The sequence below is a fragment of the Klebsiella sp. 10 genome, assembly GCF_018223925.1.
GTDB lineage: Bacteria > Pseudomonadota > Gammaproteobacteria > Enterobacterales > Enterobacteriaceae > Klebsiella > Klebsiella pneumoniae.
Window position 1 is genome coordinate 279,664 of sequence record NZ_JAGRRB010000018.1, and the last position, 13,136, is coordinate 292,799.

14 protein-coding genes and 1 riboswitch are annotated in these 13,136 nt (G+C 54.5%); of the genes, 11 read left to right on the forward strand and 3 right to left on the reverse strand.

Features of this window, described 5'->3' with window-relative positions:
- Positions 1 to 142: 142 nt before the first annotated feature.
- Positions 143 to 553, reverse strand: a complete 411-nt coding sequence (gene psiE / locus KHQ26_RS21345) for a phosphate-starvation-inducible protein PsiE (RefSeq protein WP_002884721.1) — start codon at positions 551 to 553, stop codon at positions 143 to 145.
- Between the two features lie 373 nt (positions 554 to 926).
- On the opposite strand from psiE, the gene KHQ26_RS21350 reads away from it, so the two are divergent.
- The 6 genes from KHQ26_RS21350 (at position 927) to KHQ26_RS21375 (ending at position 4,823) form a co-directional block, all read left to right on the forward strand.
- Positions 927 to 2,204 (forward strand): serine dehydratase subunit alpha family protein, encoded by a 1,278-nt coding sequence (locus tag KHQ26_RS21350; protein WP_004178268.1) that lies wholly within the window; start codon positions 927 to 929, stop codon positions 2,202 to 2,204.
- 83 nt (positions 2,205 to 2,287) lie between these two features.
- Entirely contained in the window at positions 2,288 to 3,028 is a 741-nt protein-coding gene (locus tag KHQ26_RS21355; protein ID WP_004177854.1) for an AzlC family ABC transporter permease, read from the forward strand.
- Positions 3,021 to 3,341: an AzlD domain-containing protein gene (locus KHQ26_RS21360; RefSeq protein ID WP_004177855.1), complete on the forward strand. Its 321-nt coding sequence runs from the start codon at positions 3,021 to 3,023 to the stop codon at positions 3,339 to 3,341. Before KHQ26_RS21355 ends, KHQ26_RS21360 begins: the two co-directional genes overlap by 8 nt.
- Positions 3,342 to 3,361: 20 nt before the next feature.
- Positions 3,362 to 3,742, forward strand: coding sequence for a Rid family detoxifying hydrolase (locus tag KHQ26_RS21365; RefSeq protein WP_004178266.1), 381 nt, complete (start codon positions 3,362 to 3,364; stop codon positions 3,740 to 3,742).
- Positions 3,743 to 3,849: 107 nt separating this feature from the next.
- Positions 3,850 to 4,359 (forward strand): GNAT family N-acetyltransferase, encoded by a 510-nt coding sequence (locus tag KHQ26_RS21370; RefSeq protein WP_020803741.1) that lies wholly within the window; start codon positions 3,850 to 3,852, stop codon positions 4,357 to 4,359.
- A gap of 8 nt (positions 4,360 to 4,367) precedes the next feature.
- On the forward strand, positions 4,368 to 4,823 hold the full coding sequence (locus KHQ26_RS21375) for an acyltransferase (RefSeq protein WP_004177857.1): 456 nt from the start codon (positions 4,368 to 4,370) through the stop codon (positions 4,821 to 4,823).
- A 49-nt stretch (positions 4,824 to 4,872) separates the two neighbouring features.
- On the opposite strand, the gene pgi is transcribed toward KHQ26_RS21375, so the two are convergent.
- Entirely contained in the window at positions 4,873 to 6,522 is a 1,650-nt protein-coding gene (pgi, locus tag KHQ26_RS21380) for a glucose-6-phosphate isomerase (RefSeq protein ID WP_002884631.1), read from the reverse strand.
- A 349-nt stretch (positions 6,523 to 6,871) separates the two neighbouring features.
- A riboswitch (Lysine riboswitch) is annotated at positions 6,872 to 7,107 on the forward strand.
- A 179-nt stretch (positions 7,108 to 7,286) separates the two neighbouring features.
- Between pgi and lysC the strand changes: the two genes are divergently transcribed.
- The 3 genes from lysC to KHQ26_RS21395 all read left to right on the forward strand — a co-directional run bounded on the left by lysC (position 7,287) and on the right by KHQ26_RS21395 (position 10,093).
- Positions 7,287 to 8,636: a lysine-sensitive aspartokinase 3 gene (gene lysC, locus KHQ26_RS21385; RefSeq protein WP_004146591.1), complete on the forward strand. Its 1,350-nt coding sequence runs from the start codon at positions 7,287 to 7,289 to the stop codon at positions 8,634 to 8,636.
- A gap of 138 nt (positions 8,637 to 8,774) precedes the next feature.
- The gene (panS, locus tag KHQ26_RS21390) at positions 8,775 to 9,704 is read left to right on the forward strand and encodes a ketopantoate/pantoate/pantothenate transporter PanS (RefSeq protein ID WP_002884627.1); all 930 of its coding nucleotides are present in this window, start codon (positions 8,775 to 8,777) and stop codon (positions 9,702 to 9,704) included.
- Between the two features lie 116 nt (positions 9,705 to 9,820).
- Positions 9,821 to 10,093 (forward strand): DUF3811 domain-containing protein, encoded by a 273-nt coding sequence (locus tag KHQ26_RS21395; protein ID WP_002884625.1) that lies wholly within the window; start codon positions 9,821 to 9,823, stop codon positions 10,091 to 10,093.
- Here KHQ26_RS21395 and rluF read toward each other — a convergent pair.
- Positions 10,090 to 10,965 carry a 23S rRNA pseudouridine(2604) synthase RluF gene (gene rluF, locus KHQ26_RS21400; protein ID WP_002884619.1) on the reverse strand — a complete coding sequence of 292 codons (876 nt, stop codon included), beginning with the start codon at positions 10,963 to 10,965 and terminating at the stop codon, positions 10,090 to 10,092. The genes KHQ26_RS21395 and rluF overlap by 4 nt on opposite strands.
- A gap of 349 nt (positions 10,966 to 11,314) precedes the next feature.
- On the opposite strand from rluF, the gene KHQ26_RS21405 reads away from it, so the two are divergent.
- Together KHQ26_RS21405 and KHQ26_RS21410 are read left to right on the forward strand one after the other, a co-directional pair.
- Complete coding sequence (locus KHQ26_RS21405; protein ID WP_002884616.1) at positions 11,315 to 12,262, forward strand: sugar-binding transcriptional regulator; 948 nt, start codon at positions 11,315 to 11,317, stop codon at positions 12,260 to 12,262.
- Positions 12,263 to 12,332: 70 nt separating this feature from the next.
- Positions 12,333 to 13,136: an SDR family oxidoreductase gene (locus KHQ26_RS21410; RefSeq protein WP_002884614.1), complete on the forward strand. Its 804-nt coding sequence runs from the start codon at positions 12,333 to 12,335 to the stop codon at positions 13,134 to 13,136.

Genomic DNA, 13,136 nt, shown 5'->3' on the forward strand with positions numbered 1-13,136 from the left:
CCGCAATACACGACCCCAACCGGGTATTGTCGCCGTCGCCCTCAGCTGAAAAAGTAAGGTCAATGCCACTGCTATCCTCAACTGGACCCTACATAAATTCTATTTGTGACTGTTGGTCAGCGGCCCTGGAGGCCGCTTTTTTTTATTCGCGTTTCAGGCGATTGGAGTTACACAGCCAGAGCGTAATCACCAGGATCAGGATCGCCGCGGAGTAAATGAGAACCGCCAGCGGCGACTCATGATCGACGATAATAAGCCGCACAATTGCGGTAATACCGATATAGACGAAATAGCGCAGTGGAAAGTGAAAACCGGATTCAAAATATTTAACAATCAGCGCGATAAACTCAAAGTAGAGAAAATAGACCACCAGCCCTTCGACCAGCTTGTACTTACTCACCGGCTCCGGCGTAAACAGTACGTGCGCCAGATGCAGGGTCTCCTTTCCCAGGAACACCACCAGAATAATTCCCAGGCACAGCAGTGCCAGATTCAGCACGGCCTGCATGGCCTTCGCAACGAAATTAACCAGCGGACGATATACCGACGGCATAGTGACACCTCAAATGCATGAACGTTGTCGATCTGTATAGCGCAAAAGTGTGATCCAGATCTACCTATGATTCATTCGTCTTACGCTATCTCCGGGCTATTGATTCGAAAAGTACGAACAAGAGAAAATTGTCCTTCCAGCAACGCTGTGAGCAGATTAACAAAATCATCCATTACGCTTAGAACGAATCAGCCCAACTAACTGAAATATAAAAAGTTTACTTTTTGAAACAGGTATATCTTAAAACCTCCCGTAAGATAAAATTTTTCTCCAAACCACAGTCTTTTTATGGTTATTAGGGTAAGTTTTTTCTTATCTTTTGTCTTAGCATTATCGCAGCTGAATAAAATTTAATTTTGGACATTAAATCATTATGAACACCGATAACGCTTCCCTGTACGTAAAATGGCTCAAACAAGAGGTCGCCCCGGCTTTAGGTTGTACTGAACCCGTCGCTATTTCCTTCGCGGCCGCCTACGCCGCACAATATCTGGATCAGCCTTGCACTAAAATTAGCGGTTTTATTTCCGCCAATCTTTATAAAAACGCGATGGGCGTCACCATACCCGGCACCACCGTTTGCGGTGTACCGCTGGCAGCCGCAATTGGCGCATTTGGCGGCGACCCGCAAAAGGGATTAAAAACGCTGGAAGATATCACTCCGCGACACGTTGAAATGGCGCAGAAGCTGATCGCCAATAACGCCGTTGATATTGCCGTCGAAGAGACCCCGGATTTTATCCATCTCGATTTAACCCTCTCTGCTGGCGAGAATTGCTGTCGTGTCGTGGTCAAAGGAACCCACACCAACGTGGTCGAACTTTATATTAATGGCCAGCCGCAGCCATTAAGCGAAAAACAGAATACGCGCACCCAGCGCGAAACGCTGCCCACTTTCTCGCTACAACAGGCTTACGAATTTATTAATCGCGTCGACTTTAATGATATTCGCTTTATTCTCGACGCCGCGCGCTTAAACTCCGCGCTGGCGGCAGAAGGCAAAACAAAAAAATATGGCCTGAACATTAACGGTACCTTTTCTGACGCAGTGAAAAACGGCCTGATGAGCAACGATCTGTTAAGCAAGGTGATCATCAACACCGTCGCCGCTTCAGATGCCCGCATGGGCGGCGCGCCGGTGGTAGCGATGTCTAACTTCGGCTCAGGCAATCAGGGCATTACAGCAACCATGCCGGTAGTGGTGGTTGCAGAGCATCTCGGCGTCGATGAAGAGACCCTGGCTCGCGCTTTGTCTCTCTCTCATCTCACCGCCATCTCAATTCATTCTCGTTATACGCGCTTATCTGCGCTATGCGCAGCCTCAACCGCCGCTATGGGCGCCGCCGCCGGTATGGCCTGGCTGTTTACCCGCGACATCAATACCATTAATACCGCAATTATTAATATGGTCAGCGATATTACCGGCATGATTTGTGATGGCGCTTCCAACAGCTGCGCGATGAAAGTCTCGTCAGTGGTATCCAGCGCCTTTAAGGCGGTACTAATGGCAATGCAAAATAGCTGCGCTGGCGCCAATGACGGTATTGTCTGCGCCGATGTCGAGCAGACTATTAATAACCTGTGCCGTCTGGTGATTAAACCAATGACTCTCACCGATAAAGAAATTATCAGCATTATGGTCGCTAAATAATACCATTTCACGGGCCTGAAAGAGCAGGCCCCGATTAACGTACTCTACCCACACTATTATTTATAAATTAGCAGGTATAGCAGATGAATAAAAAAGTCATCTTCCGCGGCGCCAGCGCTATTATGCCCCTATGCATCGGCGACTTTCCATTTTCATTTATTGTCGGCGCATTAAGCGTTAGCGCGGGCATGAGCGTCTGGCAGAGTACGGCGTGGTCGGCGATCGTCATTGCCGGCTCGGCGCAAATGCTGGCACTGAATATGTTAAAAACCGGCGCCACGCTCGGCGTGATTATTTTCACCACATTAATTATCAATCTTCGCCACGTGCTGTATAGCGCCTCTATTTCCGGCACCGTGCGCGAAGCTTCATTCTTTAAAAAATGCTTTATGTCCTATGCGCTCACCGACGAGGTGTATGCCACCACCGTCAAAGAGATGGAAGGAAATAAAAAGGAAAAATATCTGTTTTATGGTTCGGCGATGATTACCTTCTGGGCGATTTGGGTGCTGGCTGATTTTCTTGGCGCGCTGGTCGGCGCCTCGTTTCCCCACATTGAGAAATACGGTCTTGATTTCGCCATGGTCGCCGCCTTTATCGCCATCGTGGTGCCGCAAATTAAAAGCCAGGCCTGCACCGTCGCCGCGGTTGTAGCCGCCGTTTCCGGCGTGCTGTTAGTGGTCCTACCCTATTCGCTGGGTATCGTCGTCGCCTCAGTGCTTGGCGTCCTCGCCGGCCTGTGCGTCGACCTGGCGGAAGAGCGCAAGCAGATGGCAAAAACCGAATCCGATATGCCGTTAGTGGAGGCGATGGAAAATGAGTAATAGCTATTTTATCGCCCTGACGCTGGGCATGGCCGCGGTGACTTTTCTCATCCGTTTCTCGTTTATCGGCCTGGCCGGCAAGATCCAGATGTCCGAGCGGGTGACCAAAACGCTACGCTTCGTGCCGGTCACCGTTCTGCCGGCCATCATCACCATTCAGATCCTGAGCGTGAATTCCAGCATGGAGTTCGACTTAAAAAATCCGAAGGTGATCGCCGCCATCATCTGCACGCTCGCCAGCTTCCGTTTAGGCCTGGTGTGGGTGGTAGTGAGCGGCGTCGGCTCGCTGGTGTTGTTAAATTATTTTATGTAACCGTTTGAAGGATAAACCGTATGATTATTACCACCGCTGACGCGCCTGCCGCTATCGGCCCGTACGTGCAGGGCGTCAATCTCGGCGCGATGACCATCACCTCCGGTCAGCTGCCGATTAATCCGCTGGACGGCACCATGCCCGAGGACATTGCCGAACAGGCGCGGCAATCACTGGAAAATGTGAAAGCCATCGTTGAAGCTGCCGGACTCACGGTCGGGCAGATCGTTAAAACTACGGTGTTTGTCAAAGACCTGGCGGATTTTGCCGCCATCAATGCCGCCTACGAGGCCTTCTTTATCGAACACCAGGCGGCCTTTCCGGCGCGCTCCTGTGTGGAGGTAGCAAGGTTACCGAAAGATGCCGGCGTCGAAATCGAAGCGATCGCTTTCGCCCGCTAACCCCCAAGCTGGAGGGAGCGCCTCCAGCCTTCTCCCACCGATTTTTGTCGTTCCACATTGTTCACTTTACAGGCAATATAGCCGCAGAACGACGCGAGGAACGCAGCATGTTAACTATTCGACAGGCATGTCCCGAGGACGCGCCCCAGCTTAGCGCGATGGGCTATGCCAGCTATCATCACCACTTTGCTCATCTCTGGCGCGATGCCGATGAACTGGCGTTATTTCTTAAGCAAGAATATGCCGAAGATGCGCTACGTCGGAGTCTTGCGGATGCGACCCAACACTGGCTCATCGCCGAAGCCCCCTCTCCTGTTGGTTTCGCTAAATATAGCTATCAGCAGCGAATGGCTGACGACGGCAAGATTGGTACGCTGCTGCATAAGCTCTACCTGATGCCGGGGAAGACTGGCCACCGCTACGGCGAGCATATTTTTCACGCCGTCGAGACGCGAGCAAAAACGGCCGGTGAAAGTTGGCTGTGGCTGGAAGTACTCGCCGCGAATCCCGCCGCGCGCCGTTTTTACGAACGCCAGGGGATGAAGCACATCAGAGACACGATTTTCCACTCCGCCAGCCAGCAAAGCACCTTACATATTCTGGCCAAACCGATTTGAGAGGAACTATGCCTGAGCTTCGTGATACCGGCGTACGTAACGTCGTTTGTGGGGAAAATGTCGTTATTTACCAGCCCGCCAACCTCTATGATTGCCAGCTCGGCGATAACGTCTTCGTCGGGCCGTTCGTTGAGATCCAGGGGAATACCCGCATCGGCGCGAACAGTAAAATTCAGTCCCATACCTTTATCTGCGAGTACGTCACCATCGGCCAGCGCTGCTTTATCGGTCACGGCGTGATGTTTGCCAACGACCTGTTTCGCGAGGGTAAACCAAACGCCGACCGCGCCAGCTGGGGGCGGATCGAGATTGGCGATGACGTGTCGATCGGCAGCGGCGCCACGATTCTGGCCGTCAGCATCTGCGATGGGGTGGTGATAGGCGCGGGCAGCGTGGTAACGAAGTCCATTACCGAGAAAGGCGTGTGGGCGGGGAATCCGGCGAGGCTGCTGCGGCGGCTATAAATAAAAATGCCGACCAAAGGGTCGGCATTCCGTCTTAGCTGCGCAAGCGTTATGCGCGCCAGGCTTTATAACGGTTAATCAGGCCGTTAGTAGAGCTGTCGTGGCTGCTAACTTCGCTGCCGTCTTTCAGCTCCGGCAGGATGCGGTTAGCCAGCTGTTTGCCCAGCTCAACGCCCCACTGGTCAAAGGTGAAGATGTTGAGGATCGCGCCCTGGGTGAAGATTTTGTGCTCGTACAGGGCAATCAGCGCCCCGAGGCTGAACGGGGTGATCTCACGCAGCAGGATGGAGTTAGTCGGGCGGTTACCTTCGAACACTTTGAACGGCACCACGTGCTCCAGGGTCGCCGGGTCTTTACCCTGATCGCGATATTCCTGCTCAACCACTTCGCGGGATTTACCAAAGGCCAGGGCCTCGGTCTGGGCGAAGAAGTTAGACAGCAGTTTCTGATGGTGGTCAGACAGCGGGTTGTGGGTGATAGCCGGAGCGATGAAATCGCACGGTACCATTTTGGTGCCCTGGTGGATCAGCTGGTAGAACGCGTGCTGACCGTTGGTGCCCGGCTCACCCCAGATGATTGGGCCAGTCTGGTAGTCTACCGCGTGGCCGTTACGGTCAACATACTTACCGTTGGACTCCATGTTGCCCTGCTGGAAGTAAGCGGCAAAGCGGTGCATGTACTGGTCGTACGGCAGAATCGCTTCGGTTTCCGCACCGAAGAAGTTGTTGTACCAGATGCCGATCAGCGCCAGCAGCACCGGCAGGTTTTTCTCCGCCGGAGTGGTGGAGAAGTGCTTATCCATCGCATGCGCGCCGGACAGCAGCTCAACGAAGTTGTCGAAGCCCACGGAGAGAATGATGGACAGACCAATCGCCGACCACAGGGAGTAACGGCCGCCAACCCAGTCCCAGAATTCGAACATGTTGGCGGTGTCGATGCCGAACTCGCCAACCGCTTTCGCGTTGGTGGAAAGCGCGGCGAAGTGTTTCGCCACGTGCTTGTCGTCGCCCGCGGTTGCCAGGAACCAGTCGCGCGCGCTGTGGGCGTTGGTCATGGTTTCCTGGGTAGTGAAAGTCTTGGACGCCACCAGGAACAGAGTCGTTTCCGGATTCACGTTCTTCAGCACTTCGGCGATATGGGTGCCATCGACGTTAGAGACAAAGTGCATGTTGAGGTGGTTTTTATACGGACGCAGCGCCTCGGTCACCATGAAAGGACCGAGGTCGGAGCCGCCGATGCCGATGTTAACCACGTCGGTGATCGGTTTGCCGGTGTAGCCTTTCCAGCTACCGGAGATAATCGCTTCGGAGAAGGTTTTCATCTTCTCCAGCACAGCGTTCACTTCCGGCATCACATCTTTGCCATCAACCACAATCGGCGTATTGCTGCGGTTACGCAGCGCGACGTGCAGTACCGCGCGGTCTTCGGTGCGGTTGATCTTCTCACCTGAGAACATCGACTTGATAGCGCCCGCCAGGTCAGTCTCTTTCGCCAGATCCTGCAGTTTAGCCAGCGTCTCTTCAGTGATGCGGTTTTTGGAGAAGTCCACCAGCATCAGATCGTCGAACGTCGCGGAAAATTTAGAAAAACGGTCGCTATCTTTGGCGAAAAGCTCGCTGATAGTGACATCTTTCATTTCGTCGAAGTGTTTCTGTAATGCCTGCCAGGCAGAGGTCTGCGTTGGGTTGATGTTTTTCATTAGCAATACTCTTCTGATTTGAGATTGTGACTTCGGTCGATTGTAGCGCCGGTGACGGAAAATTGTGATGATTTTTGTGACTTGACCCTGACGCCGGTCAGGAATCGGGTCAAAACGGAGTAAAAAGCCCCATTAGTATAGCTATCATAAGGCTTTTTTCTGTTAGCCGCAGAGGCATGAAAAATCCGCATAACCGCAGCGTTGACATAGCTGGCGTTAAGCCTTTATATATCCGCAGTGCTTACGTATTGGTAGGTATCTATTGCTCGCGCATTTCACGCTACAGCGAAAGGGTATTCGCGGGGGATATAATGTCCCTGTTCCCCCGGCCAGGTGAAAGACGTCAGTAATTGCCAGAAGAGGTGCGTTGCCCAGGTAACCGTATTGGAGGAACCAGTCCGGGGAAGATACGTGAGGGGGAGCAACGCCGAGGTGAAAGAGCGTCTGGTCACGCTCCTCGCCGGCCACAGGGGCTGAATCCCCTGGGTTGTCACCAGAAACGTTCGCAGTCGGGCGTTTCATACCCGAACACCTCAGCGCCCAAAGCGGTGAGTCGGGTCTACAAGGTGGAGCACTTCTGGGTGACATCGTAGTTGTTTATCACTCTGCGCCACCCTGTTTATCGCTCTTCCCTTGTGCCATGGCTGAATAATTTGGCCTGGCTTATTAAGACATTTTGTTGCGATCCGGCGGCGTCCAGCCCCTGCCAGGATCGGTGCTCAGGAATCGTTTTAATAAGTCAGGCCCCCTGACACGAGGTTGTTATGACAGATCTAGTCGTCGCCAAATTTGGCGGCACCAGCGTTGCTGATTTTGACGCAATGAACCGCAGCATCGATGTGGCGCTGCTCGATGCCAATACCCGTATTGTTGTGCTCTCCGCCTCTGCCGGCGTGACCAACATTCTGGTGGCCTTAGCGGGAGGGCTGGAACCCACCGAACGTTTTTCCCAGCTGGACGCTCTGCGTCAGATCCAGTTCAATATTCTGGAGCGTTTGCGTTATCCCAACGTGATCCGCGAAGAGATTGAGCGCTTGCTGGAAAATATCACGACGCTGGCGGAAGCCGCCGCGCTCGCCTCCTCAACCGCCCTGACTGACGAACTGGTCAGCCATGGCGAACTGATGTCCACCCTGCTGTTTGTGGAAATTCTGCGTGAACGCGGTATTCAGGCGCAGTGGTTTGACGCCCGTAAAGTGCTGCGCACTAACGATCGCTTTGGCCGCGCCGAACCGGACATCGCCGCCGTCGCCGAACTGACCCAGCAGCAGCTGGCGCCGCGCCTGGCGGAAGGCCTGGTGGTGACCCAGGGCTTTATCGGCAGCGAAGCGAAAGGCCGCACCACCACCCTCGGCCGCGGCGGCAGCGATTATACCGCCGCTCTGCTCGGCGAAGCGCTGAATGCCACCCGCGTCGATATCTGGACCGATGTCCCGGGGATCTATACTACCGACCCGCGCGTCGCGCCGGCGGCGAAACGCATCGACGTCATCGCCTTTGAAGAGGCAGCGGAAATGGCCACCTTTGGCGCCAAAGTGCTGCATCCGGCGACCCTGCTGCCTGCCGTGCGCAGCGATATCCCGGTGTTTGTCGGCTCCAGTAAAGAGCCTAAAGCGGGCGGTACGCTGGTGTGTAAAACCACCGAGAACCCGCCGCTGTTCCGCGCGCTGGCGCTGCGTCGCCGGCAAACGCTGCTGACGCTGCACAGCCTGAATATGCTGCACTCCCGCGGCTTCCTCGCCGAAGTGTTCGGTATTCTGGCGCGCCATAACATCTCAGTTGATTTGATCACCACCTCCGAAGTGAGCGTGGCCCTGACCATGGACACCACCGGCTCGACCTCTGCGGGCGATACCCTGCTGACCCAGGCGCTGCTGACCGAGCTCTCTTCGCTGTGCCGCGTGGAAGTGGAAGAAAATCTGGCGCTGGTCGCCCTGATTGGCAATGAGCTGTCGAAAGCCTGCGGCGTCGGCAAAGAGGTCTTTGGCGTCCTCGAGCCGTTTAACATCCGCATGATCTGCTATGGCGCCTCCAGCCACAACCTGTGCTTCCTGGTGCCGGGCGACGATGCGGAGAAGGTTGTGCAGAAGCTGCATCATAATTTGTTTGAATAAAATTCCTTAGCACGATAAACAATACCTATAGCCGGGCTCGAACCCGGCTTTTTTATAACAATATCAACACAACCAGCTGACCTGCTCGCCGCCCATCGGGATGGCGCGGCCCGGTTCGCGTATCGCAAGGAACACAACATGCTCGCAACTCTGACGCGGCTGTTCCCGTTATGGGCACTGCTGCTCTCCGTTCTGGCCTATTACACTCCCACCACCTTCACCCCAATTGGCCCATGGGTCACCACCCTGCTGATGCTGATCATGTTCGGTATGGGCGTGCATCTGAAGCTGGAGGATTTCAAACGCGTCCTGTCGCGCCCGGCGCCGGTCGCTGCGGGGATCTTTCTCCATTATCTGGTGATGCCGCTCGCCGCCTGGCTGCTGGCGCTGCTGTTTCATATGCCGCCGGAGCTTTCCGCCGGAATGGTGCTGGTCGGCAGCGTCGCCAGCGGGACCGCCTCCAACGTGATGATCTTTCTTGCCAAAGGGGATGTGGCGCTGTCGGTGACCATCTCCTCGGTCTCCACCCTCGTCGGCGTCGTGGCGACACCGCTGCTCACCCGTCTGTACGTCGACGCGCATATTCAGGTCGACGTCATGGGCATGTTGCTCAGCATTCTGCAGATTGTGGTCATTCCCATCGCGCTGGGACTGATTGTCCATCATCTGCTGCCGAAGGTGGTGAAAGCGGTAGAGCCGTTCCTGCCTGCCTTCTCGATGGTGTGCATTCTGGCGATCATCAGCGCGGTGGTGGCGGGTTCCGCCGCCCATATCGCCTCCGTCGGCCTGGTGGTGATTATCGCGGTGATCCTGCATAACACTATTGGTCTGCTTGGCGGGTACTGGGGCGGACGTCTGTTTGGTTTTGATGAATCCACCTGCCGTACGCTGGCGATCGAGGTGGGGATGCAGAACTCCGGCCTGGCGGCCGCGCTGGGTAAAATTTACTTTGGCCCGCTGGCGGCGCTGCCAGGCGCGCTGTTCTCCGTCTGGCATAACCTGTCCGGTTCGCTGCTGGCCGGGTACTGGTCAGGAAAGCCCATCGCCAAAAAAGCCGACAAGCGCTGAGCGTGATACGTCCGGACGCAGGCCCGGGCGTGTGCCTGCTTTAGTTGCCATACAGGCTATCAGTAAAATATTCATTGCCGTACACTGGGTGCTCTGGTCTGACTGAGGGCACCACCATGGCACTCCCCCGTATTACACAAAAAGAGATGACCGAGCGCGAACAGCGCGAATTGAAAACGCTGCTTGACCGCGCGCGTATTGCGCATGGCCGCCCGCTGAGCAATGCGGAAACGAACAGCGTGAAAAAGGAATATATCGATAAGCTGATGGCGCAGCGTGAAGCGGAAGCGAAGAAAGCCCGCCAGGTGAGAAAACAGCAGGCTTATAAAACGGATAAGGAAGCGACCTTTTCCTGGTCGGCGAATACGCCGACCCGCGGCAGGCGTTAACGCCCTTTCTTTTTACGTCCCGGCTGGGTGAAACGTTTCCCGTTACCAGCCGGGCGGCCCTTATCGTTGCTATTTTCCATCTTCACCACCGGGCGCTTGATGCCGGGAGTCGCCGCTTTGGCCTTCGGCCTGGCTTTCGGCTTCGCTTCGGAAGAGGAGTTTTCAATCAGCTTGAACAGGTCGATCAGCTCGTCATCGGTTAGATCACGCCATTCACCCAAGGGGATCCCCGTCAGGCTCACGTTCATGATCCGCGTACGCTCAAGCTTCGTCACTTCATAGCCAAAGTGCTCGCACATACGACGGATCTGGCGATTCAGCCCCTGCACCAGAGTGATGCGGAAAACGAACGGCGCTTCTTTCTTTACCTTACATTTTTTGGTCACGGTCCCGAGAATCGGTACCCCCGCGCCCATGCCGCGAATGAACTCATCGGTCACCGGCTTATCGACCGTCACCAGATACTCTTTTTCATGGTCGTTGCCGGCGCGCAGGATCTTGTTCACCAGATCGCCGTGGTTGGTGAGGAAGATCAGCCCCTGAGAATCTTTATCCAGACGGCCAATAGGGAAGATACGCTTGCTGTGGTTGACGAAATCGACAATGTTGTCGCGCTCGCCGTCTTCGGTGGTGCTCACAATGCCGACCGGCTTATTCAGCGCAATCAGTACCAGATCATCCGCTTCGCGCGGCTCAATCAACCGTCCGTTCACTTTGACTAAATCGCCAGGCTTCACCTGATCGCCAATGGTGGCGCGCTTGCCATTGATAAAGACGTTGCCTTGTTCAATAAAGCGGTCCGCTTCGCGACGCGAGCAGATGCCGCTTTCGCTGATGTATTTATTTAATCGGGTTGATGAGTCGGGCAGCATAGATTCTCCTGTAAAAGCGAAATATACCCTACCTTGTGGGCGAGAAAAAAGATGTGCCTTTGCGCCCTCCGGCGCAAGGTGTGATCGACTACGCCTTTTTTCACAAAAGTGTCCCGCTCAACGCCTGGCAACTTTGCATGATGAAATATCACAGAATCAGCGATTTAGCGTGCAATGCACAAAGGTGCCAACAACCCGCTATTGATAACGCAAATGTGCAAGATTATTCGCCAGATTAGGGTGATGAAATAAAAGAAAATCGCTTTAAACGGTGGCTCTAATAGGGTTATATCAGATCAACAGCACAAACCCGCGATTTGCACAAATGTGCAGGAGCCTGCAGATGACCATGGAAAACAGTGACGATATCCGGCTGATTGTCAAAATCGCCCAGCTCTATTACGAGCAGGATATGACTCAGGCGCAAATTGCTCGCGAGCTGGGGATCTATCGCACCACCATCAGTCGCCTGCTGAAGCGCGGCCGCGAGCAGGGCATTGTTACCATCGCCATCAACTATGACTACAATGAAAACCTGTGGCTCGAGCAACAGCTCAAGCAAAAATTTGGCCTGAAAGAGGCGGTGGTTGCCAGCAGCGATGGGCTGCTGGAAGAAGAACAGCTGAGTGCGATGGGCCAGCATGGCGCCCTGCTTGTCGATCGGTTGCTGGAGCCAGGCGATATCATCGGTTTTTCATGGGGCCGCGCCGTGCGTTCGCTGGTGGAGAACCTGCCGCAGGCCAGCCAGTCACGCCAGGTGATCTGCGTCCCCATCATCGGTGGACCTTCCGGTAAACTGGAGAGCCGCTACCATGTGAACACCTTAACCTACGGCGCGGCAGCCAGACTGAAAGCGGAATCCCACCTTGCCGATTTTCCAGCCCTGCTGGATAACCCGCTGATCCGCAACGGCATCATGCAGTCCCAGCACTTTAAAACCATCTCATCCTACTGGGACAGCCTGGATGTGGCGCTGGTGGGTATTGGTTCACCGGCCATTCGCGACGGCGCAAACTGGCACGCCTTCTACGGCAGCGAAGAGAGCGACGATCTCAACGCCCGCCACGTCGCCGGGGATATCTGTTCGCGTTTCTACGATATTAACGGCGGGTTAGTCGATACCAATATGAGCGAAAAAACCCTGTCGATCGAAATGGCGAAGCTGCGCCAGGCTCGCTATTCCATCGGCATCGCCATGGGGGAAGAGAAATACTCTGGCATTCTTGGCGCATTGCACGGACGCTATATTAATTGTCTGGTGACAAACAGAGAAACGGCTGAGTTATTACTGAAATAACACACAGGATATGATTTCACGCAGCACCCGCTGCGGGGGATCCCTTTATCTAAAGAAATGGGAGTGAATAATGAATACCTGGTTAAATTTAAAAGATAACGTCATTATCGTGACCGGCGGCGCCTCGGGAATTGGGCTGGCCATTGTCGATGAATTATTATCACAAGGTGCTCATGTCCAGATGATTGATATTCATGGCGGCGATCGTCATCACAATGGCGATAATTATCACTTCTGGCCGACGGATATTTCCAGCGCGACAGAGGTGCAACAGACTATCGATGCCATTATTCAGCGCTGGTCGCGTATTGATGGTTTGGTCAATAACGCTGGCGTGAATTTCCCGCGTTTATTAGTCGACGAAAAAGCACCGGCCGGCCGCTATGAATTAAACGAAGCCGCTTTTGAAAAAATGGTCAATATCAACCAGAAAGGGGTGTTTTTCATGTCGCAGGCGGTGGCGCGTCAAATGGTCAAACAGCGCGCCGGTGTGATTGTCAATGTCTCTTCGGAGAGCGGCCTGGAAGGCTCTGAAGGTCAAAGCTGCTACGCCGCGACCAAGGCCGCGCTCAACAGCTTTACCCGCTCCTGGTCCAAAGAATTGGGTAAATATGGGATCCGCGTGGTCGGCGTTGCGCCGGGGATCCTCGAAAAAACCGGTCTGCGGACACCGGAATATGAAGAGGCGCTGGCCTGGACGCGCAATATCACCGTCGAGCAACTTCGCGAGGGATATACCAAAAACGCCATTCCCATCGGGCGGGCAGGAAAACTCTCAGAAGTCGCTGATTTTGTTTGCTATCTCTTGTCAGCGCGCGCCAGCTACATCACCGGAGTCACCACTAACATTGCCGGCGGAAAAACGCGCGGTTAA

Excerpts from the sequence above, each read along its gene's own strand:
- psiE (WP_002884721.1), bottom strand. The coding sequence starts at position 553 with ATGCCGTCGGTATATCGTCCGCTGGTTAATTTCGTTGCGAAGGCCATG.
- KHQ26_RS21350 (WP_004178268.1), top strand. The coding sequence starts at position 927 with ATGAACACCGATAACGCTTCCCTGTACGTAAAATGGCTCAAACAAGAG.
- KHQ26_RS21355 (WP_004177854.1), top strand. The coding sequence starts at position 2,288 with ATGAATAAAAAAGTCATCTTCCGCGGCGCCAGCGCTATTATGCCCCTA.
- KHQ26_RS21360 (WP_004177855.1), top strand. The coding sequence starts at position 3,021 with ATGAGTAATAGCTATTTTATCGCCCTGACGCTGGGCATGGCCGCGGTG.
- KHQ26_RS21365 (WP_004178266.1), top strand. The coding sequence starts at position 3,362 with ATGATTATTACCACCGCTGACGCGCCTGCCGCTATCGGCCCGTACGTG.
- KHQ26_RS21370 (WP_020803741.1), top strand. The coding sequence starts at position 3,850 with ATGTTAACTATTCGACAGGCATGTCCCGAGGACGCGCCCCAGCTTAGC.
- KHQ26_RS21375 (WP_004177857.1), top strand. The coding sequence starts at position 4,368 with ATGCCTGAGCTTCGTGATACCGGCGTACGTAACGTCGTTTGTGGGGAA.
- pgi (WP_002884631.1), bottom strand. The coding sequence starts at position 6,522 with ATGAAAAACATCAACCCAACGCAGACCTCTGCCTGGCAGGCATTACAG.
- lysC (WP_004146591.1), top strand. The coding sequence starts at position 7,287 with ATGACAGATCTAGTCGTCGCCAAATTTGGCGGCACCAGCGTTGCTGAT.
- panS (WP_002884627.1), top strand. The coding sequence starts at position 8,775 with ATGCTCGCAACTCTGACGCGGCTGTTCCCGTTATGGGCACTGCTGCTC.
- KHQ26_RS21395 (WP_002884625.1), top strand. The coding sequence starts at position 9,821 with ATGGCACTCCCCCGTATTACACAAAAAGAGATGACCGAGCGCGAACAG.
- rluF (WP_002884619.1), bottom strand. The coding sequence starts at position 10,965 with ATGCTGCCCGACTCATCAACCCGATTAAATAAATACATCAGCGAAAGC.
- KHQ26_RS21405 (WP_002884616.1), top strand. The coding sequence starts at position 11,315 with ATGGAAAACAGTGACGATATCCGGCTGATTGTCAAAATCGCCCAGCTC.
- KHQ26_RS21410 (WP_002884614.1), top strand. The coding sequence starts at position 12,333 with ATGAATACCTGGTTAAATTTAAAAGATAACGTCATTATCGTGACCGGC.